The sequence below is a fragment of the Gelidibacter algens genome, assembly GCF_001678675.1.
In the GTDB taxonomy this organism is placed as follows: Bacteria; Bacteroidota; Bacteroidia; order Flavobacteriales; family Flavobacteriaceae; genus Gelidibacter; species Gelidibacter algens.
Map to the genome: position 1 here is coordinate 115,589 of NZ_LZRN01000004.1, position 21,177 is coordinate 136,765.

A 21,177-nucleotide genomic window follows, 5' to 3' on the forward strand; every position below is an offset into this window, starting at 1 on the left:
TTAAATCGCTACTATGAAATTATTTAAGTCTCTATTGTTAACCTCTTTTGCTGTATTGCAATTAGCGTGTTCGGGGCAGTCTCCTAAAATCAACGGTGTTAGTTTTGTAGCTTCTCGTAACGCTATTACAGAGAAAAGTGTACAGCCTGTAGTGAGAATCAACGCAAATTTCGCGGCCTTGATGCCCTTCGGGTTTATTCGCGAATTATCACATCCCGAAATATGGTTCAACACAGAAAGACAATGGTTTGGAGAGCGCGAAGATGGCATTAAACAATATGCTGAAGAGCTTCGAAAGAAAGGAATCAAAATTATGTTGAAGCCACAAATTTGGGTATCAAATGGCCAGTTCACAGGCTTTATTAAAATGACAAAAGAAGAAGATTGGAAAACACTCGAAAAATCATATTCGTCATTTATTTTGGAATATGCGCGGATTGCCCAAGAAAGTAATTTTGAAATTTTGTGTATTGGAACTGAACTTGAGGGCTTTATTGATGCGCGTCCTAACTATTGGAAAGGGTTGATTACGGAGATAAAAAAAATATACAAAGGTAAACTGACTTATGCGTCCAACTGGAATGAGTACAACAGAACGCCATTTTGGGATGACATCGATTATATAGGAATTGATGCTTATTTTCCAGTTGATGATAAACAATCACCTACATTGGAAGCTAGTAAGAAAGGTTGGCAAAAGCATAAAATTGAAATGAAAACCTATTCAGAAAAGCATGACAAACCAATTCTGTTTACTGAATTTGGATATAGAAGCAGTGACTATGCAGGAAGAGAACCTTGGACCGTTGACAGAGTGGACAAACAAGTAAATCTCGAAGCGCAAGCAATTTTGACGCAGGCCTTGTTCGAAGAATTCTGGACTGAAGAGTGGTTTTCGGGAGGCTTTGTTTGGAAATGGTTCCACGATTACGAGAAAGTAGGTGGACCGGAAGACAACCGTTTCACACCTCAAAATAAACCTGCCGAACAGGTCTTAAAAACATTTTATTCTAAATAATGAGACCTCTAATCGCCCTTGCAGTATTCATTTTCAGCTTTCAAATGTCAGCCCAACAACCGAAAGTTGCGGATTTGAAAGTTCAGGGCATTAAAAAGCTCAAATCATCTTTCGTTCAAAAAGTGTCTAAAATACGTTCAGGCGAAGTATTAGATTCCATAATGATAGAGCAGGATATCAGACGTCTCAAGCGATTACCATCGATTGCACATGCTACTTATCAGGTTTTTCCAGCAGAAAATGAAGGTGAATATAACGTGATTTATAGCATTGATGAAAATTTCACAATCATTCCATCCCTGAATGTTTACACGACTAATGAAGATGAATTCGCTTACCGATTGGGATTGTATGAGTTCAATTTATTTGGTCAAAATATTGCCTTTGGTGGTTTTTATCAGAAAGATATTTACAGTTCTTACGGCATCAATTTTAGGGCGCCCTATTTATTCAGTCGTAATTTTGGTTTGGCCGTTAATCATCAAAATTTAACAACCCAAGAGCCTGTTTTTTTTAATAATGCATCGTCCGATTATAAATATAACAATACATCTTATGAGATTTTGGGCTTATACGAATTCAATTTCAAGAATAAGATAGAATTGGGAATCAATTATTTCACTGAAGATTATCAATATAAATTTGGAGCAACAAGTCCTGATGTGCCACAGGCATTAAAAGTCAATAAAGTGTTGTATAAGTTGATTTACGAATTCAATACTTTGGATTATGATTATCAATATGTCGCTGGATTTAGGAGTATTTTCCAATTTCAGAATGTAACAACGACCGACAATACATTACCAGCATTTCTAATTGGTTGGAATGATTTTCTCTATTATAAACGTCTTGGAGAAAAAGGAAATTGGGCAAGTAGACTGCGATTGGGTGTCGCTTCTAATGATGAAACACCTTTTGCGCCATTTTCAGTTGATAATAATCTGAACATTAGAGGTGTCGGAAATATTATAGATAGAGGTACCGCTGCCATCGTTTTAAATACGGAATATAGACACACATTTATTGACAAAACTTGGTTTGTGCTTCAAGGCAATGCCTTTGTTGATGCTGGAAGTTGGCGAAATCCAGGAGGTGATTTTGGCGATTTTGGAGACAATAAAAACTTAAGGGTCTATCCCGGTGTCGGATTGCGTTTTATGCACAAAAGGATTTTTAATGCGATTTTTAGGATTGATTATGGTTATGGGATTACCGAAAATGCCAGCAGAGGATTTGTGTTTGGTATTGGGCAGTATTTCTAACAAAAAAGCTCGAAATTTGTAAAAAAAAACGAATTGATTAGAACAATTGCAATCGGAGATATTCACGGCGGATTAAAAGGATTAAAGCAGCTTTTGAAACGTATTGATTTAAAGGAAGACGACCGACTTATTTTTCTGGGAGATTATGTCGACGGATGGAGCGAATCAGCACAGGTGATTCATTATTTGATGGAATTGTCCAAAACAAATGCCTGTATTTTTATAAAAGGCAACCATGATGCGTGGTGTGAAACTTGGCTGCGGACCAAAAAGGCAGAAAAAGTTTGGCTGGAACATGGCGGAAAAGGAACGATAGAAAGTTATTCGAGCTTTTCAAAGAAAGAAAAGCGAACGCATTTAGAATTTTTTGAGGGCATGAAATTGCATCATTTAGAGGATGAAAACCTGTTGTTTCTTCATGCAGGATTTACATCTAAATATGGCGTTGAACAGGAAACCTCTGAAAGTACGTTTTACTTTGACCGGACGCTTTGGGAAATGGCCTTGACCATGGACAAACAGATTGATGAAAACTCCGCGTTATTTCCAAAGCGCTTAAAACATTACCGCGAAATCTATATTGGGCATACCCCTACACTTAATTTTAATTCGGAAGAGCCAATGAATGCTGTTAACGTATGGAATGTGGATACCGGAGCTGCATTTTACGGGAAATTATCTGCAATAGATATCCATTCAAAACAGATTTTCCAAAGTGATATTATAATGGAATTGTATCCTGAAGAAAAGGGAAGAAATGAACGTTCATTAAATGAAATCTTAGGAAAGTAGCATTGTCTAATAAATGTGCTTTTGGTAATAAGCCAACAATGTTTGTGCATCTGCGCCAAACCATTTCTTTGCATAGATGACCCAAAAGTGGTACTGTAGTTTCCAAATACCATGTTTACGGTAGCGTCTTGAAGAGGTTTTTAGTTTTTTATTGATAACCACAAATTGTTTTCTGGCAAACAATTCATTGATCAACATATTGTCTTCATATATAGTAAAACGCTCGTCATAACCTCCAATCTCATCAAAAAGCTGTCGTGTGATAAACTGGCTTTGATCACCACCTCTGCAGGCACGCCAACGAAATTGTGTCAACCAACTTGCCAATCTTAACCACCAATGGCCGCTGTCAAACTGCATCCTAAAACATCCTGCTTTGTTGCCTTTTTCCACTTCATCAATAATATGCTGGTCAAATTTTTTGGGAGGAAATGAATCGGCATGTAAAAAATAAAGAATGTTGGCGTTGGCAATTTTAGCGCCTGCGTTCATCTGTTTGGCGCGTCCTTTTTGTGAGGCTATAAATCGTATCCTGGATTTTACATCTGGTCTGTCTTCAATAAAGTGTAGTTCGGCGTTATGGGAAACAGCATTTTTTGACTGATGTGATTGCAATTGCGATACTTCTGAAATAAAACTATTCACGATAGCTTTTGATCCATCTGTACTGCCACCATCCATAATAATAATTTCCGAAACATTTTTTGCAGAACTATAATCCAAAAGGTGATGAATCAGTTTCCCAATGGTTTCTTCTTCATTTAATATGGGAATGATGATAGAGATCTGGTTGCTCATAAGCAGAAAATCGTTCAGATATGTAACGCTGAAATTTCGAGACTTAAAGTTATGGATATAAATTTCTTAAGGAACACTTAAGCAAAATTACTTTTGCTCATTTAAATTCCAATCGTATTCTATGAAAGTGTAGGAGGCATTCGTATTGATTTTGGTGGTGCTGTATTGATTGATATAAGCAATAAGATCCTTTTTGCCGTTGACTTTAAAATCGGATGTATAAAAATCGAAAATTTTTGAGAATTTAGGATTATCGGCAGTAATCTCATTTAGATCGCTGTTGATAAATTCTTTGGTGGCTCTCTCCAACTGCTCATTTATTTCTGATGCTGTGTAAGCTTCATTCATCAGTTTGGGACAAGAAAAAGAAGCGCAATTGATAGCAAAATGAATTCGAGGTTCATTCATTTTTCGCAACACCCCATTTTCTATGGTTCCAAGTGAAACGTTCTTATCTCCAATTTTCACGAACCCTTTTGTCCAGGCCCCTTTAATATCCTTAATACTTTTTGTGGGATAATTTTTTAGAATTAATTCAACTGTTGCCGCGTTGTACAAATTAATATAATAGGCCAACAATTCTTGAACACTCCACTCTTTATTGGGCTCCGTCTTCGACAGGTTTACCAAGTAAGCTTCCAATTGGTCCTGATCAGATTTAAAGCCTTTGTAATTGACAAAGCCTTCAGCATTTACATGTTTTTTGAGCAATTTATCCCAGGCGCTATGGTCAACATTAATGGCAGAATTTGCCGTGGTAGAGGTCAATTTGTCGCCCACTTCTTTGGTAGGTTGGCCCTGGCTGCCAATACCTGCTGCTGCCGTAAGGTTACAGCTGCTCAAATTGAAAGCTATAAAAGTCAGAAATGCGAACTTGATAAGAGATTTCATTGTGGTGTTTTTAGGAGTTGTAATCTATATACGCAAAATATCACTTTCTAGTTTTTATCGGATAGATGCTTTGCTTGATAAATGTTTTAGGAAATTCTTCATCGTCTTCAAAGCCGAGTTCAATATCCCGTCCGTCAGAAGGAATATAATCCGTGTTGAAAAGATAATCCCAAATGCTTAAAGTAATGCCATAATTCATCCCATATTTTGTGTGTTTAGGCAGTTCTTTAGCGTGATGCCAAATATGCATCTTCGGGTTGTTCAAAACATACTTCAAAGCGCCATAATTCCAACCTAAGTTGGCGTGGTTCAAATGACCAATGGCAATGGTAAAAAAGTATATAATAGCCACATCCTGCGCATCAAAGCCACCTATAATGGCAATAGGAATGTAAAGTATGGACTTATAAACCACGGGTTCCATCCAGTGGTAACGTAAATGACCGGCAAATCCCATCTCTTTAATGGAATGGTGGACTTTGTGGAAATTCCATAGTAGAGGCACACGGTGCAACAGTCGATGGGTGTTCCATTGTACAAAATCGCTGATCAAAAATAAAATGAGTAAGCCTGACCAACGCGGCAGTTCGTCAACGTCAAAAACTTGTAAGCTGTTTACATGCCATCCAAAAACACTCAGAATGTCATTAAAGAATTCGGCCGTGGTATTGGAAAGTGCAATGAGCACGATCAAATTCAGCAAAAAGAAATTGAAGAACATATAAAAGGTGTCCAGCCAAAAGTCTTTTCTAAAGATTGACTGATTTTTGCGCCAAGGAAATATAATTTCAAGAGCCCAAACCAATAGTGAAATGACAATTAATCCGTAAAAGAAGTTGTCCCAATGGTACACGTCTATTAACTCATATTTGAGATAGTTCCAGTATCCAGAATAGGATTTTGATATGATGTCAATGTATTTTTCCAAGATGTTATTTTAATTAGTATTTTTTGGGCGTTACCTTTCGCCGAGATAATAATTTCAATTAAATTTAAGATTGGTCTTGGCGAAAGGTCGCGCTATCCACTATATCTTTTCGGAAGAATATCTGCCTTTAGGGCAGAAATTCTTCCGAAAAGGATGCCGTTCCTATCGCTAACGCAAATTTTACGCTAAACTTGATTTTTACGATTTTATTATAATTTGCCAGATTGAACAATCAAAAATTAAATCCAAAAAGTTGATTTGACTGATTTAAAAACAATTTACAGTCAATTAATTAGCTTAAAATAGCTTCCAACACTAATTTGAAATTAAAAATTCTAGAATGCTAATATTTAGTACAAACCTGCGTTACCTTTTGCTTTTCGCAAAAGATATAGCCGAAAGCCTGACCCTTTTGGGTAGCGCCCAAATAATAATTATAACATTCTAATCAATTCCTTAAACAAAACAATCATATCTGGCTCCGCTTTTTCAGCCATTGCGATGATCTCAGAGATATTTACAGGTTTCAGATTGCTTGGGTCGCATTCATCGGTTAAAACTGACACTGCTGCAACTCTTAATTTTAAATGGTTGGCCACAATAATTTCCGGAACGGTGCTCATCCCAACGGCATCAGCACCTAAGGTTTTCAGCATGCGATACTCGGCTCTGGTTTCCAATTGCGGACCAACAACAGAAGCATACACACCTTTATGAAGCGTTATATGATGTGCTGCTGCAATCTTCTCAAATTTAGAATTGATTTCGGCATCGTAAGGCGCACTCATGTCTGTAAAACGTTCACCTAATTGTTCCACACCTTTGAATGCCAATGGCGAGCTGCCCTGAAGATTGATATGATCATCAATTAACATCAGTTCTCCCTTTTTGAAATCGAGATTGATAGCTCCTGAAGCGTTCGAAACCAATAAGGTGTGAATGCCCAATTTTTCCATAATACGAACAGGATAAGTAACGTCTTGAAGCGTGTAACCTTCATAAATATGGAAACGGCCTTGCATGATCATCACTTTCTTGCCTTCTAAAATGCCGTAAATTAATTTCCCTTTATGGAATTCTACGGTTGCTGTTGGGAAATTTGGAATGTGGTTGTAGCTAACCTCTTGTAGTATTTCCAGTTCATTGACCAATTGGCCTAATCCAGTGCCAAGAATGATCCCGATTTCTGGTTTATCAAAGCCTTTGCTTTGTAGATATTCTGTGGTTTCATTTATAAACTTAATCATTATATGTTTTGAAATTTTTTGAGTTGTTCATACTGTTGCATATCTTCAAAAGTATCGATATCATTCAATTCTTTAAGTAAATGGAGCTTACTATTTTGAAGGTCATTCTTTGTGTCTTTTAATACCGTTTCAGTTCCCCAGGTTTTATTCTCAAAAATGTTAGGGTGTAAATTTTTCATGCCCAATAAATAATACCCACCATCTAATGCCGGGCCAATAACCACATCATTAGAATCAAGTTGACTAAAAGCATCATTCACGAGTTCTGAGTTTAAATCTAAAAGGTCGCTTCCAATAATGATTACTTTTTCATAACCCATTTCAAGTAATTCTGAAAAAGCATTTTGCATGCGCGCTCCTAAATCAGGGCCAATTTGTAGTTTCTTCCTAAAAACTCCAGACTCCCAAAGATCTTCTTTTTTGATATTTTCAGAATAGAATACGTAGCGGTCAGCTTTAATGTCTTTAGAAATGTGAGCGGTGTGGTTCAAAAGAAATTTATAGACTTCCAAGGCATTTTCATCACCAATTGTTGCTGCCAATCGCGTTTTGCATTTGCCCAATTCAGGATTGCGAGTAAAAATGATCAGTGCTTTTTTGGAGGTAGGAAAATGGAAATCGGTTGCCATTTCATTAGCGCTGGCGGTGTCCTTTGAGGAAAGTAAACCCATAATTAGAGATTAAATTGAACTATTCAGTAGTAACATTCAAAGTTAAGTTTTAGGAAAGATTTCCGAAGTATTACAAGGTTAAATTTTATCTAAAATTCAGTCATATACTTTAGTGCCTTTCAAAAGCCATTTTTCCCAAGCTTCGGAAAAGACATGGATATTTTCAGTTTCTTTTCCATCGGAATCAACGATAGGAAATCCCTTGTTTTTCCATTCAAAAACACCACCATAGAGATTGTAGACATTGGTATAGCCAGCTTTTTTGAGTTTATCAGCAACGGTTTCTGAACGGATTCCCAAAGAACAATACACGACAATGGTTTGTTGTTTGGCTTGAAGTTGTAGAGTCGTTTGTTCCAAATTGAAATTAATATAGCCTACAAAAATGGCATCTTTCAAATGGCTAACATCATATTCTTCTTTTTCTCGAGCGTCGAGTATAATAGCATCGGTTTTTGGCATTGCCAATTCTTGCACCGAAATGTAAGGTGCTCGATTCGTATTGTATTGATTGAGCAATTCATCCAATGTTTTCTGGGCATTGGCTTGAAATGTAAAGCAACTCAATAGTATAAAAAACAGTAATCTCATCTTAAAAATTTATTACAAATCCTTGTAAACCGCTTTCTACGGCTGGTAAAATTTCGGTGTTGTCCCAAATACCTGTGATGATGGTTCGAGCATATTCTTCTGGTAGAAATCCATTCTGCATCAACTTACTGGTCAATTTGTGATTGTAATCCAATTGATGATGTTTAAAATTGAAGGTTTCGTTGGCATCATCCAAAATCGCATACCAAACATTTGGCGTTCCATCATTCGCTGGCATTCCAATAACACCGGGGTTGAGCCAAAGATAATCATCGTTAAATTGATAAAATGGTAAACCACAATGGCCAGCAATAATCACGTCACTTTTGGTCGCTTTAAAACTGGGTTGCTTACGTTCCCAGGGTGTCGATTTAAAAATGAATTCAGAGGTATTTTCAAAAGAACCGTGAATCACGGTTACTTTCTTATCGGCATATTCAAAAGTGATATGGTCTGGTAAGGTCGCCATAAATTCCAATGAATTTTTGGACAATTTACTTTGTGCATATGGATACCACAATTGCGAAAATCCGTCACAACGTGAGCCTTTTCTAAAATCGCAACCGCAATCTTCGGCCCCTTCTCGTAATTGAATTTCCACATTTCCTGCGATACTTTGAGCATTCCAATTTTTAAAGAATTGAACCGTTTCTTCGGGTTGCGCACAATACCCAACAATATCACCTGTACAAATGCAGTTTTCTGGCGGAATGTTTTCAGATTCAGCTATACTTTTCAATTGTTCTAAAGCCTGTAAATTACTGTAGACGCCACCGAAAAGCATTATTTTTCCTGATATTTTTCCTATGTTATTTATTTTTTTATCCATTTCGGAATCAAATATAAGAGAATACAACTTGCAATACCAAATACGTTTACCCAAAGTAAATCAGCATATTTTCCTTCAGTGAAAATGAGCGCTTCAGGAAATATTTCAAAAACAAGAATAAACCCGAAGACCAATCCGCAAATCACACTCAAATAAAAACTAATTTTTGGGGCGTCCATCTTCCAAAATAGAAAAACTGGGGTTAAACCAATCACCATAGTTCCTGATATAGTCGTTGCAGAAAGAATTTCGGCATTCAAAAACACCGGCAGTGTTCCTAAAATAGCAATGGCAGCCATAGACGCGCGACCAATAGTCAAATCTTTTCCCATCTTCAAATCGATGGCCAGTAATTTTGAAAACGATGAAAACGTCGAATCTAAAGTAGAGGCTGCGGATGTGATCATGATAAAATTGATAACCAATAAAATAACGACGCCAAAGGCCTTCCCAACTTCAACTGCTGCTTGTCCAACCATACCTTGCATTTGCGCATACACACCAATAATACTAAACAGAACGATACATAATCCGCCTAAAACACTGGCCCAGAGAAAACTTTTGAGCGTGACTTTAGGCGAACTGATAAAAGCTCTATCTGTCAAAACAGGGTCATGAAAGGGATAACTGAACGATTGGATAATGGCGGCAAAAAAGAGGTTCAGACCAAGCTCAAAACTCCAAGTGCCTGACATGGTAACTTCCTTAACGGTAAAATCATCCTTTGTAAAAATGCTCCATAGAATAACACATAGTAAAATTGAAAATAGGCCCATTTGAATGACATCTGTAAATATGGAACTGCTCAAACCGCCTTTTATGGCATAAGCTAATGTTAGCGCAGTAAAAACAATTATAGCCCAATAATACTGTGAACTTCCTTGCTCACCAAAATAGGTGCCAATAACTGTGGTGTTGCTCCAAACTTCATTGAACAAACGTATGGCAATCAAAATGGAAAAAAGTGCCATGGCACTACGACCAAATTTTGTGGTCAAAAACTGATGGATACTTTTAAAACCACCATGTTTCCGCATGCGATAAATAAGAATTCCTGCTACGGCAAAAGACAAATAATACCCGGCATAAGCAACACCACCAACAATCCCAAAATCCAAACCAAGATTCGCGGCATTGGTAATGCTTTTTGCGAAAATCCATGAGATGATCAAGCTTCCCGTTAAAACAAAAGCATTTGGTCGCTTGTTTCGTTTAGAAGCTTTAAAAAATTGATTGGTTGTTTTGGCTAAGGGTGAAAGCAAAAAGAGGATCAAACTTGATCCGATGATGAGTGCCCATTGAGCCCATCCTATCCTTCCCGAAGGTAAGGAACTCTCACTCAAACTTAATATAGTTGAAAAAAGTGTAATCATTCATTTGGTTTAAGACCTTTCAGGTTTTCAAAACCTGAAAGGTTTGTTTACGCAATAGTTCCCTTCCTTTGGAAGGGTTAGGGTAGGCTTTCTATTCATCCCACCAAACTGGGACGTTGATACTATTATTATTTGTGCTAGCAGCTGCACTATTGTAATTTTCAGCATTCAATGCTTCTTCGTCTGCAGGATATGGCATTCTTAAAGGAATTAAATTATCATTTAAGCTTGCCGAAATGGTTCTTAATTCAGGGAATCCTGTACGTTTGTATTCTACCCAGCCTTCATAACCATTGATGATGTTCGCAATCCATTTTTGCGTCACGATTTGTTGTACGGGCGTTGTTCCTGATGCATTATATGCTGCTGGACCTGACAAATAATCTGATGGCAAAGTGGTGTTCCAATATTCAAAAGCCTGTATGACTCCTGTCTCATATAAATTTTGTGCATCAGCAGTAATTAAATTTCTTGCGGCAGCTTCTGCCAACGCGAATTTTACTTCCCAAGTGGTGATGAAATTGGCATCCAATGTTGAGGTGTCTTCACGGAAAGCAGTTCCAGCAACCGAATAATTTGATAAGGCGATGGAGGTTTGTGAGGCATCAATGCCATTTAGCAAACCATTGTACTCTTTTGTAGTGGAATTAGCGAAAGGTCTGAAAAACTCATCAATTCTGGAGTCATTCAAATGTGTCATAATATCTTCCATCGTTTCTGACAGCACAAAATTATTGAAATCGCCAATGCGCAGTTGTGCCAATCTGAAACTGTTAGGCCTGGTATTGGTAAAGTTGAAGATGGCATTTTGCGAATTGGTTGTAATGTAAATTCCAGAATCATAAAGGGCTTGTAATTGCGAAGACACATCAATTTTATCTGCAATACGCAACAAATGCTTAATCTTAAGTGAATTTGCAAAACGAATCCAAGCCTGTAAGTCACCATTAAATAAAATATCTCCTTCTAAAGAGATGGCATCGTCGTAAGCGTTGATAGCCGCAATGCCTTTATCTAAATTGTCTAAAATACCACCATCAGCCATATAGATTTGCTCTTGTGTATCATAGGCTGCTGTGACGGTTCCGGTAACGCCGTTGAAGGCTTCAAAATAAGGCACATCTCCAAACAAGTCTGTCAATCCTGCTGCCATATAGGCTTTAAGAATTAAGGCTGGACCTTCATAAACACGAAAGGTTTCAGTAGTTCTAGACTGGTTGAGAATAATTTCATTATCACGCAAATTGGTATAAAAAACAGGCCATGGGTTGCCGCCTAATTGTGGCGATTTCAATGCATGTCTGTCAAATAAATTAAAATCGATGGCTGTTCTATGTTGGGAAAGTAAATCTCCAGCCACAAAACCTTCGTAGCTCATTTCTTCACCAAAGTTATAAATGACCTGACGCAGCAATAAACTTGGTTGGACGGCTACAGGTGCATTGGGATTGGTGTTGATGTCTTCAAAATCTTTTGTACAACTTGAGGAGAATAGGAGGCTAATCAAGCCAATGATGTATATATATCTTTTCATGTTCTTATGTTTTTCAGACCTCACAGGTTTTTGATTCCGTCACTTCGGAGCTGTGAGGTCTAGCGTTTCTTATTAAAAATCAATTCCAATTTTAAACCCAATACTTCTGGTGGTGGCATAGCTCATGTCTTCAACACCACTCACAAATCCGTTGCCTTGAACTGCCAATTGCTCAGGATCTACGTGCGGATTTTCTGTAATGACGAATAAATTATTTCCAATGATGGAAAAATTGGCTTTAGCACCTTCTTGCAAACCTAAAAAGCCATTTTTCAAATTCACGGAATACCCAAGTGAGAATTGACGCAATTTTAAAAAGGAAGCATCATAAGTATTGTTTTCTTCATGATTTCTATCGTAAAATTGTCTGTAATAACTTTCCGCCGAAACAGCAGTTGTATTCGGAACATATACAGGATTTTCAGCAGTTCCTGTATTGAAAACACCTAGTGGAACGATGCCTTCTTCAGGACGGAATGATGTTTCCTCCAATTGACCACCAACAGTCGCCAAGGCTCGTGTGCGTGATACAAATTCGCCACCTTGTCGCCAATCGAACAAGAAGCTCAAATTCCAATTTTTATAATTGAAACTATTGTTCCATCCCAACATAAAATCTGGATTGTAGTTGCCTATTTTTCGCAGTGTATTATCCGCAATATAACGTCCGTTGGCATCTAGAATGAAATCACCATGTTCATTTCTCGTATATCCTGTTCCGTATATATCTCCTATGCGTCCACCTTCTTCCACTTGAAACCAAACCGTTTGATTGGCACTATCATAAATTCGGCTGTAGGCGAGTGTCAATCGTCCATCGGCTTGAGGTAATTCTTTTATGGTGGAACGGTTGGCGCTAAAATTGAAGGTGCTGTTCCATTTAAAATTAAAATTTCTAATAGGAATGATCCCCAAAATAGCTTCTACACCTTGCGTATTCACTTTACCGCCATTAACCACTTGTTGATTGTAACCAGAAGAAATGGCAATGGGCAATGAAATAATTTGATCTTTTGTATTGGCATTATAATAAGTGACATCTAAATTCAGTCGGTCTTTAAAGAATCGGACATCGGCACCAAATTCATAAGACGTGGTTTGCTCAGGTTTTAAATTGGCATTTGGGATAAAATTCTGATTGCTGAATGTTGGTTGTCCATTAAAGGTAGTCTGAGAAATAAAAGCTCCAGATGTTTGGTAAGGCGCTGTATCATTTCCCACTTGTGCCACACTTGCCCTTAATTGCGCAAATGAAAAAACGTCAGGAAGTTCGGTACCATTTGACAAGATGAAACTTGTTGAAACTGAAGGGTAAAAGAATGACGTGCCGTCTACAGAAAACGGTGTTGCCAAGGCACTTGACCAATCATTTCGTCCCGTGATATCCAAATACAGAAAGTCTTTAAAACCGAATTTGGCAATGCCATAAAAGGAATTGATGCGCTTTTGAGATTCGAATTGAAAGACGTCAATTGGCGATGCGGCATTATTCAAATTATAAATTCCGGGTTGTGCCAGGCTATTTGTTTGCGATTGTTTTGTAGATGCTGTCTGATCCAATCTATTGCCACCAAGAGAGATGTCGAAAGAAAAATCTCCAAAAGGAGTGTTGTAATTGATTAGGAAATCTGTATTGACTTCTCGATAAAAGACTTCGTGTTCTGCATACGCACCATTTTTAAAACGATTGCTGCTATAGGCACGACGGAATTGTCGTTTTTCACTTGAATAATCCATTCCTGAGCGTAAACTGATACTAAAATGCTCAGTAAAATTCTGTTTAATGGCTATGTTTCCAAAAACGCGGTCACGTTCAAAGGAGTTGCGATTTTCCAACAATGTAAAATATGGATTGTCAAAATAGGTGTAATTGAAAGAATACTGTTGTACATTTTCCAAACCTGGTTGCCAGTAATTTTTCATATTTTCAATATTCAAAGAACGAGGTCCCCAAGCTACCAAGGCATAATTGACGTTTTCACTTCCATAACCGTTTGACGGACGATTGTCACTTGAAGAATTTACATAACTAATTGCAGAATTGATTTCAGTTTTTGAAGAAGGCTTAAAACTTAATTTCGCACTTGCAGTCTGACGGTCTAAATTCACACCAGGAATGATGGATTCACTACGCAAATCAGTAAATGATAAACGGTAATTGCCTGTTTCAAAACTGTTGGATACTGCAATGTTGTTAATGGTCGTGATGCCCGTTTGGTAATAATCCTTGAGATTATCAGGATGAGACACAAAAGGCGTTGCAGTAATTGGCACCCCACTATATAATGAGGTATCAGCACCACGAACTATCGTGCCATCTGGCAACACTACCGGACTGTCATATTGCGGTATGAGCAAACCAGAATCTAAACGAGGTCCCCAAGAATAGCTGATCAAATCATTGGTACCACCACCAAGTCCGTCTACATATTCAAACTGTGCTGAATTTCCTTGCCCATATTGATTTTGAAATTTAGGAAGCCTAAAGGCACTATCGACAAATAGGGAAGAATTAAAACTAATGCCTAGGCCTTTGGATTTGCTGCCATCTTTCGTTTTAATTACAATGACGCCGTTTGAAGCCCGTGTACCATAAAGTGCCGCTGCGCTAGGACCTTTTAAAACGGTTACAGATGCAACGTCATCTGGATTAACTTCCATGGCGCCATTTCCAAAATCAATTTCCTGAAATCCGGCTGCAGCTTCATTGGTGACATTAAACACGGTTTCGTTATTGATTGGAATGCCATCTACCACAAAAAGTGGATTATTATTCGAAAAAGAAGCTTCACCGCGGATGGTTATTTTTGATGACGAGCCAACCCCTGTGGCACCTTGTGTTATTGTTACACCTGCCAGTTTTCCAGCTAAATTGTCCAAAAAATTAACGGTCTTAACTTCTGATACATCTTTCGATTGTATGGATTGTACGGTATAGCCCAATTCTTTGGTTTCCCGTTCAAGACCCAAAGCAGTGACAACTATTTCATTCAAATTGGTCAATGATTCCGTCATGACTACATTTAAGACTTTTCTATTGCCAACAGTTATGGTTTGTGTTTCAAATCCGATAAATGAGAATTTGAGTTGATCTTCATTTGACGTGACTACAATGGTATAATTGCCATTGTCGTCAGAATTTGTAGATGTTCCATTGGAGGAAATTATGGTAACATAAGGCAATGGTTCGCCATTTTCAGAACTTGTTATCGTTCCTGTAACTGTAGATTGTGCAACGCTAAAACATGAAAATAGCAGCAGCACACCAACATATAGTTGCTTCATAAAATTTTATTCTTTAGTTAATAAATGTTTGGTTTGAAGAGGACTTCAAGGATTGAGAAGAAACAGCAGCTTCTAATTTCTCAATACTCGTTAAGCATAAATAAAATGGGGAGAACCCTTGTTGAAATAAGAATTTTGAAAGGAAGTTGTAAAGTGAAACTGAAAAGAATAGTCTATTTGATTAGCTTCTAAAATGACTTCAAGAAGTGCGATTTTTAAACATGAAGCAATGTACTTTTTACTCCCAAGAATAAATTTGATATCAGAAACAGTGTCGATATCCGATAAAGCTTCAAGTTTGAATACTCGGGTATTATTAGCTTCAATTAGGCGATAAAAGCTATGCGACAATCGTGAAGTTTGCCAAGGTAATTTTAAAAAAGTTTCTGCACTGAAATGCGATTTTTTCAATCCCATCAAGTAAAACCCGCCATCCAAAGAAGGTCCCAATACAATGTCATGGTTTTTTAATTCCTTCGCTGCCTGAATGATTTGGCCGGATTTTAAATGCGGTGTATCGTTTCCAATTGAAATGACCGAGTCAAATCCCTTATCATAAATCGATTGAATGGCATTTGTGAATCGTTCAGCAAAGGTAGCTCCAATTTGCTCATTTTCAGAAATATGGAAATATGGAAGACCCGTTGCTTTGACTTTTTTAAGCGTTTGGCAATTTAGTTCATCAAACAGAAGTTGTGATGACTTGAATTGTTTTGCAAACGCCTCCTGTTGTCCGGAGTTTGCAAAGATTAATATGGCGGTTTTGTTATTCAAAAGTGGGGTTTTTAGCCACGAATTCACGAATCATTTTTTATTTCTTTTTCCTTTGGGGAAATGTCAGAAGGACAAAGGGGACTATGTCACACTACCTTGGCAACTACTGCCTGCCCCTGCGGTACACCCATAACAATGTTGGGAGATCGTGATGGTTCTGCCATCTAAAAGTTCTTCGTTGTATTCTGAAATATGTTTTACGTTACTGTTCACTGGTAAATTCAACATCTGGTTAAAATCACAATCGTACAAATATCCATCCCAACTTATGGATAAGGTATTTGTGCACATCACGTTTTTTACCGCGGCTGGATTGTAGGCTTCCACTAAGGAGTACATATAGTCTTCATAGTTTTCTGAAGCGATCAAATAATCTAAAAAGCGAGCTATAGGTAAATTCGTAATCGCAAAAAGATTATGGAAATGAATATCAAAATCTTCCTTTAATGCTTTCTTGAAATCTTTCTCCATGCTGGCTTGATTTCCGGGTAAAAATGCACCTGAAGGATTGTAAACCAAATCCAAGCGCAAATCACTATCTGGGATGCCATAGCCAACAGCATTTAAATCTTTTAAAGCCTGTATAGATTTATCAAAAACCCCATCACCACGTTGCTTGTCAGTTTTTCCTTTGGTCCAATGTGGCATTGAGGAAATAACATGAACGTTGTGCTGCTTGAAAAATTCAGGCAGATCATAATACTTTTTATTGGCTCTAATGATGGTAAGATTGGAACGCACGATAAAATCCTTAATCCCAGCTTTTGAAGCTTCATCCACAAACCATCTGAAATCAGGATTCATTTCAGGTGCGCCTCCAGTCAAGTCTAACGTGTGTGCTCCCGTGTTTTTAATGACTTCCAAACATTGTTTCATCGTTTCTCGGGTCATAATTTCCTTGCGATCAGGTCCTGCATCTACATGGCAATGCTCACACACCTGATTGCACATGTAGCCAACGTTGATTTGTAAAATTTCAAGTTTTTTCGCCTTTAGCGGAAACTGCCCAGTCTCGGCAATCTTATCCTTGAATTTTGGTAAATCGCCATTCTGGAAAATACCGTTCGATAAAATTTCGAGCTGTCTGTTGCTGTTTGCTAAGTCGCTTTTTCGCTTATGTAAGGATTTAATCATATTCTTGTTTAATGCATTCTACTTGATAAAAAGATCCCGATAAATATCGGGATGAGCGATCTGTAAGATTTTGTTTCACAAAATCAACAGCCTGCTCACATCTCTAATTTATTCACTTTATTCATCATTTGCACACCGTGTACCAGGGTTGCGCCAGCTTTAATTGCGGCGCCAACATGTAAAGCTTCCATCATCTCTTCTTTGGTAATGCCACGTTGCAAACCATCTTGGGTGTAGGCATCAATACAATACGGGCATTGCTCAGTGTGGGCGACGGCCAAAGCGATTAAGGACTTTTCGCGAGCGGATAGTTTCCCTTCTTCGAAAACTTTTCCATAATAATCAAAAAATTTGGTACCAAGTTCTTCGTTCCATTCGGTGATTTTTCCAAATTTTTTGAGATCTGCTGGGTCGTAATAGGTTTTTTGCATGAGTTTTATGTTGTTGGTTATACGTACGAGAAAAAGTGCGATTGAGTTTTTAAGTCGGTAATATTGTCTAAACTTAACTGAAATCCTAATATAATAAAACGATTGGGTTTTAATTGAAGCAGTAGAAGAGTTCTAGTATAGAAATTCAAACTGACAATGAGTGGTTTTACTAGTAAACCGTTTTATCGTCTTTATCGCTCCATTTTTGGAATGGTTCCAAAGCGATATCTCGCGCCACTTGTTCAAAAGGAATGCTTCGTTTTTCGTAAGGTAACTCAATTTCCTTGTAGATAAACTCATCGTCAAAATCAATGTCTGCAGCATCTTTTTGGCTACAGCCATAGTATACTTTGTCTGGTCTTGCCCAATAGATGGCGCCAAAACACATGGGGCATGGTTCGCAGGACGTGTAAATTGTACAACCTTCCAATTGAAAGGAATTTAAGTTTTTGCAGGCATCTCTAATGGCCATCACTTCAGCGTGCGCCGTTGGGTCGTTGTTGGAAGTTACTTTATTATTGCCTCTTCCGACAATTTTTCCATCTTTTACAATGACGCATCCAAAAGGGCCGCCTTCATTATTCTGCATGCCTTTTAGTGCTGCGTTGACAGCTTCGAGCATGAATTTGTTTTCGTTGTCTTTATTCATTTACTTCAATTTTAATCTACAAAAGTCTCTTTGATGATGGCTTTGCAGTTTGTAATTTCTTTAATGGTTAATGATTCAAAAATTTTAACAATTCTTGATTTATCAATAGTTCGGATTTGGTCTATGGCCACCATACCTTTTTTTCCGTTATGATTGACAGCAACTCTTGTAGGATATTTTTTGAGATTTGTGGTCATTGGTGCGACCACAATTGTATCCATGTGTCTATTCAATTCATTTGGCGAAATAATGACACATGGTCTCGTTTTCTGAATTTCGCTTCCAATGGATGGGTCTAAATTGACCAAAACAATCATATATTGCGTTAGTTCCATTCTTCAAAGGTTTCGTCTTCAAAAACAGAATCCATCAATGGTTTGCCATCACCCTCTTGATGCATTTTTTCAAATGCTTTATCCCAACCTTTTCGAGGTTCATCTATAGGTTTCAGGATGATTTGGTCATCTTCAAGTATCAATTCCACTTTATTTTGGATGTTGTATTTTTCTAAAATGGTTTTGCTCAAACGTAAACCTTTCGAATTTCCTATTTTAATGATTGTTACTTCCATAAGTTTTAAAATGTGATTACAAAGTTATTACATTAATTTCTGAAAAGCAAGAGATTTGCATTTATTTAGGTAACACCGATAATTATAAAAACCTTGGATCAAAACGGATACCCAATGGCAAAATTCAGAATTGGGTTGGCTACATCAAAATTCCAGCGTTCACCCATGGGTAATGCTGGGTCGTGGAATGGTGCGGCCAAGTCGAATCGTATCACGAAACTTTGGATGTCCACACGCAGGCCTACACCAGCACCCATTCCGAGTTCGCTCAAAAAATCACTTGAAAATTTACCTTTTCCGTTGAAGGCAGGATTTTCTTTGGAGTTCCAAATGTTTCCAGCATCGGCAAATACCGCCCCCTTAAAAAAGGAGTAGATGGGGAAGCGATATTCAATATTGGCTTCCAGCCTGATGTTTCCTGTCTTATCAAAAAAATTGCCGCTGGTGGCAGCATCCTCGTCGGAGTTATAAGTACCCGGTCCTAAAGAACGGATTCTGAAAGCGCGAACACTATATGGACCACCTGAATAATATTGTTTTATAAAAGGCATCACATCCGAATTGCCATATGCTAGTCCGTAGCCAGCAAAAAGTCTCGCCGCAATCATCTTTTCTTTTGCAAAATTATAATGGTAATGGAAGTCGAGATCTGTTTTGGCATATTGTGCATATTCCAAGCCCAAGAATGTTTCTCGGCCATTAGACGCTTCTTCTTTTCCAAAAAGGCTTATGGAATTACCAGCAACATCCAGTGTGAGGTTGAAGAAAAATTGATGTTTATTTTTTACGTCGACCATCCCATTATAGGTAAAAGCATAGGTTAAGCCAGAAATAAACTGTTGCTCAAAACTGCGACCTAAAAATGGATTGTCCGCTAAAACTTGTTGAAATTCAGGTGTGGCATTAGTCAACTCTGTATAATTAACGGAAATCGGATTGATTTGATGGGTGACGTATTTATTGGCATCCCAAACATAACCAAATAGTGCGGTGCCCGAAAGTAAGGTATATAATTGGGTTCTATTTAGGTAATCAAGACTGATGGATGTTTTTGTTTTTGGAATGGAATATTCGAAGAATTCATTGTCAATTTTGATGGGAAACAGAACACGCGGAAAAATCAATTCGTTCTTTAAACCAAGTTCGAGGCTCGTTTTTCCAGCATTTTTTCCGCCACCCAACTGTGCTTCATAGCCTATTTTTAGGGTGGTGTTGAAGGTTTCGCCGCCTCTAAAAACATTTCGGTTGCTGTAGGTCAATGCCAAAGCAGGACCCGTAAAATTGTTAGATTTTGTAACAACCTGAAGTTCGGCCCTGAAGGCTCGTTTTTTTAAGGGGGATAAATAAATGTTTGCCTCCAATAGTCCCAAACTATCCGTGGCCAAAGTATCAATGACCTTGTATTGGATGTTGACGTATTTATACGCGCCAATGGTAGACAAGCGTCTGGCAGTATTTTTTGAAGTTACTGGATCGTAAAAATCGCCTTCTTCAATTTTTACAAATGGTTCGAGACGTTTGGGCTCAAAAAACACTTCCTTTTGAATGAAATTTTTCTCGTTATAGCGAATGGTTTGCGTTTGAATGGAATCAGCCACATCATAGGTTGGATAGATATTGACCTCTGCAATTTTATAAGGAATGATGGATTTTTTTGGAACGCCGTTCTTTAACTTCAAGAACAAATCGAATCTTTTATTATCATAGCGATTTGTGTCTGCTGCAAAAAGTAAAAAGGAGTCGTCAAAATTATAATAACCCTTTTGTTTTAGATTGAAATCGATGCGTTCGCGTTCCAATTTCAAGCTTGATAAATCAAAACGCATTCCTTTTTCGAGAGGGGATGTTTTTACCAATTTCTTGATGTCACCAAAAATTGGCGCAGGCATCGAGTCCACTTGATAGGTAGCCATCCGATAGGGTGTTTTTAAATTTACCATATAATCTATGGACGCCTTTCGTTCGGTTTCATTAAATTCAGAAGAGGCTCTACTATAGAAAAAACCTCTATTTTCCAATCGGTTCAACAACAAGTCTTCAACTTCATATTCTCTAACATCTGACTTATAAACGGGCTCTTCTCCAAATTTTTTATACAGCCAACGGTTAATGATCCCAGGTTTTTCCTTTTGGTTTTTATAATAGTAGTATAATCCAAGGTACATACCCAAAATTTTTGAGTTCGGTTCCGGAATCAATACCGTTTCGAGCTCTGATTTTAGACCGTCTTCATTTTTAATGATGGAGTCTGATTCAATGGTCAAGCTCGCGCCGGTGTATAACCGTTTGTCTTCAGGAATGAGCTTGGCAATACTGCAAGAGTACAGGCTTCCACATAGGAGGAGGAGCATGGTGATGTATGTAAGATATAATTTCAAGGTTTAAGTTTATTTTGACAC

20 protein-coding genes are annotated in these 21,177 nt (G+C 37.8%); 3 read left to right on the forward strand and 17 right to left on the reverse strand.

What is annotated here, in order from left to right; all coding sequences use genetic code 11:
* Window positions 1-13 precede the first annotated feature (13 nt).
* From A9996_RS03005 to A9996_RS03015, 3 genes are read left to right on the forward strand one after another with little or no spacing between them, the layout of a single operon-like run.
* The gene (locus A9996_RS03005) at window positions 14-1,018 is read left to right on the forward strand and encodes a glycoside hydrolase family 113 (RefSeq protein ID WP_066430740.1); all 1,005 of its coding nucleotides are present in this window, start codon (window positions 14-16) and stop codon (window positions 1,016-1,018) included.
* Window positions 1,018-2,280 carry a POTRA domain-containing protein gene (locus A9996_RS03010; protein ID WP_066430741.1) on the forward strand — a complete coding sequence of 421 codons (1,263 nt, stop codon included), beginning with the start codon at window positions 1,018-1,020 and terminating at the stop codon, window positions 2,278-2,280. The genes A9996_RS03005 and A9996_RS03010 overlap by 1 nt, the downstream gene beginning before the upstream one ends.
* Before the next feature lie 33 nt (window positions 2,281-2,313).
* On the forward strand, window positions 2,314-3,072 hold the full coding sequence (locus A9996_RS03015) for a metallophosphoesterase family protein (protein WP_066430743.1): 759 nt from the start codon (window positions 2,314-2,316) through the stop codon (window positions 3,070-3,072).
* Window positions 3,073-3,078: 6 nt separating this feature from the next.
* On the opposite strand, the gene A9996_RS03020 is transcribed toward A9996_RS03015, so the two are convergent.
* The 17 genes from A9996_RS03020 to tamL form a co-directional block, all read right to left on the reverse strand.
* Complete coding sequence (locus A9996_RS03020) at window positions 3,079-3,870, reverse strand: TIGR04283 family arsenosugar biosynthesis glycosyltransferase (RefSeq protein WP_066430744.1); 792 nt, start codon at window positions 3,868-3,870, stop codon at window positions 3,079-3,081.
* Window positions 3,871-3,957: 87 nt separating this feature from the next.
* Entirely contained in the window at window positions 3,958-4,761 is an 804-nt protein-coding gene (locus A9996_RS03025) for a DUF547 domain-containing protein (protein WP_066430745.1), read from the reverse strand.
* 40 nt (window positions 4,762-4,801) lie between these two features.
* A complete protein-coding gene (locus tag A9996_RS03030) occupies window positions 4,802-5,689 on the reverse strand; it encodes a sterol desaturase family protein (RefSeq protein ID WP_066430746.1) in 888 nt (295 codons plus the stop codon).
* A gap of 434 nt (window positions 5,690-6,123) precedes the next feature.
* On the reverse strand, window positions 6,124-6,936 hold the full coding sequence (locus A9996_RS03035) for a purine-nucleoside phosphorylase (protein WP_066430752.1): 813 nt from the start codon (window positions 6,934-6,936) through the stop codon (window positions 6,124-6,126).
* Complete coding sequence (locus A9996_RS03040; RefSeq protein ID WP_083993826.1) at window positions 6,936-7,607, reverse strand: TIGR04282 family arsenosugar biosynthesis glycosyltransferase; 672 nt, start codon at window positions 7,605-7,607, stop codon at window positions 6,936-6,938. Before A9996_RS03040 ends, A9996_RS03035 begins: the two co-directional genes overlap by 1 nt.
* 96 nt (window positions 7,608-7,703) lie before the next feature.
* Entirely contained in the window at window positions 7,704-8,198 is a 495-nt protein-coding gene (locus A9996_RS03045) for a rhodanese-like domain-containing protein (RefSeq protein ID WP_066430755.1), read from the reverse strand.
* A 1-nt stretch (window position 8,199) separates the two neighbouring features.
* Complete coding sequence (locus A9996_RS03050) at window positions 8,200-9,027, reverse strand: metallophosphoesterase family protein (RefSeq protein WP_066430757.1); 828 nt, start codon at window positions 9,025-9,027, stop codon at window positions 8,200-8,202.
* The gene (locus A9996_RS03055; RefSeq protein WP_066430758.1) at window positions 9,012-10,400 is read right to left on the reverse strand and encodes a sodium:solute symporter family transporter; all 1,389 of its coding nucleotides are present in this window, start codon (window positions 10,398-10,400) and stop codon (window positions 9,012-9,014) included. The genes A9996_RS03050 and A9996_RS03055 overlap by 16 nt, the downstream gene beginning before the upstream one ends.
* Before the next feature lie 91 nt (window positions 10,401-10,491).
* Complete coding sequence (locus tag A9996_RS03060) at window positions 10,492-11,934, reverse strand: SusD/RagB family nutrient-binding outer membrane lipoprotein (RefSeq protein ID WP_066430760.1); 1,443 nt, start codon at window positions 11,932-11,934, stop codon at window positions 10,492-10,494.
* 72 nt (window positions 11,935-12,006) lie between these two features.
* Window positions 12,007-15,219: a SusC/RagA family TonB-linked outer membrane protein gene (locus tag A9996_RS03065; protein ID WP_066430762.1), complete on the reverse strand. Its 3,213-nt coding sequence runs from the start codon at window positions 15,217-15,219 to the stop codon at window positions 12,007-12,009.
* Between the two features lie 90 nt (window positions 15,220-15,309).
* Complete coding sequence (locus tag A9996_RS03070; protein WP_066430822.1) at window positions 15,310-15,993, reverse strand: TIGR04282 family arsenosugar biosynthesis glycosyltransferase; 684 nt, start codon at window positions 15,991-15,993, stop codon at window positions 15,310-15,312.
* An 81-nt stretch (window positions 15,994-16,074) separates the two neighbouring features.
* Window positions 16,075-17,127, reverse strand: coding sequence for an arsenosugar biosynthesis radical SAM (seleno)protein ArsS (gene arsS / locus A9996_RS03075; protein ID WP_066430764.1), 1,053 nt, complete (start codon window positions 17,125-17,127; stop codon window positions 16,075-16,077).
* Between the two features lie 95 nt (window positions 17,128-17,222).
* Complete coding sequence (locus A9996_RS03080) at window positions 17,223-17,558, reverse strand: arsenosugar biosynthesis-associated peroxidase-like protein (RefSeq protein ID WP_066430767.1); 336 nt, start codon at window positions 17,556-17,558, stop codon at window positions 17,223-17,225.
* 169 nt (window positions 17,559-17,727) lie between these two features.
* Window positions 17,728-18,207 (reverse strand): nucleoside deaminase, encoded by a 480-nt coding sequence (locus A9996_RS03085; RefSeq protein WP_066430769.1) that lies wholly within the window; start codon window positions 18,205-18,207, stop codon window positions 17,728-17,730.
* An 11-nt stretch (window positions 18,208-18,218) separates the two neighbouring features.
* A complete protein-coding gene (locus A9996_RS03090; RefSeq protein ID WP_066430770.1) occupies window positions 18,219-18,542 on the reverse strand; it encodes a type II toxin-antitoxin system PemK/MazF family toxin in 324 nt (107 codons plus the stop codon).
* On the reverse strand, window positions 18,533-18,778 hold the full coding sequence (locus tag A9996_RS03095; RefSeq protein ID WP_066430771.1) for an AbrB/MazE/SpoVT family DNA-binding domain-containing protein: 246 nt from the start codon (window positions 18,776-18,778) through the stop codon (window positions 18,533-18,535). The genes A9996_RS03090 and A9996_RS03095 overlap by 10 nt, the downstream gene beginning before the upstream one ends.
* Window positions 18,779-18,876: 98 nt before the next feature.
* The gene (tamL, locus tag A9996_RS03100) at window positions 18,877-21,129 is read right to left on the reverse strand and encodes a translocation and assembly module lipoprotein TamL (protein WP_169817236.1); all 2,253 of its coding nucleotides are present in this window, start codon (window positions 21,127-21,129) and stop codon (window positions 18,877-18,879) included.
* Between the last annotated feature and the right edge of the window lie 48 nt (window positions 21,130-21,177).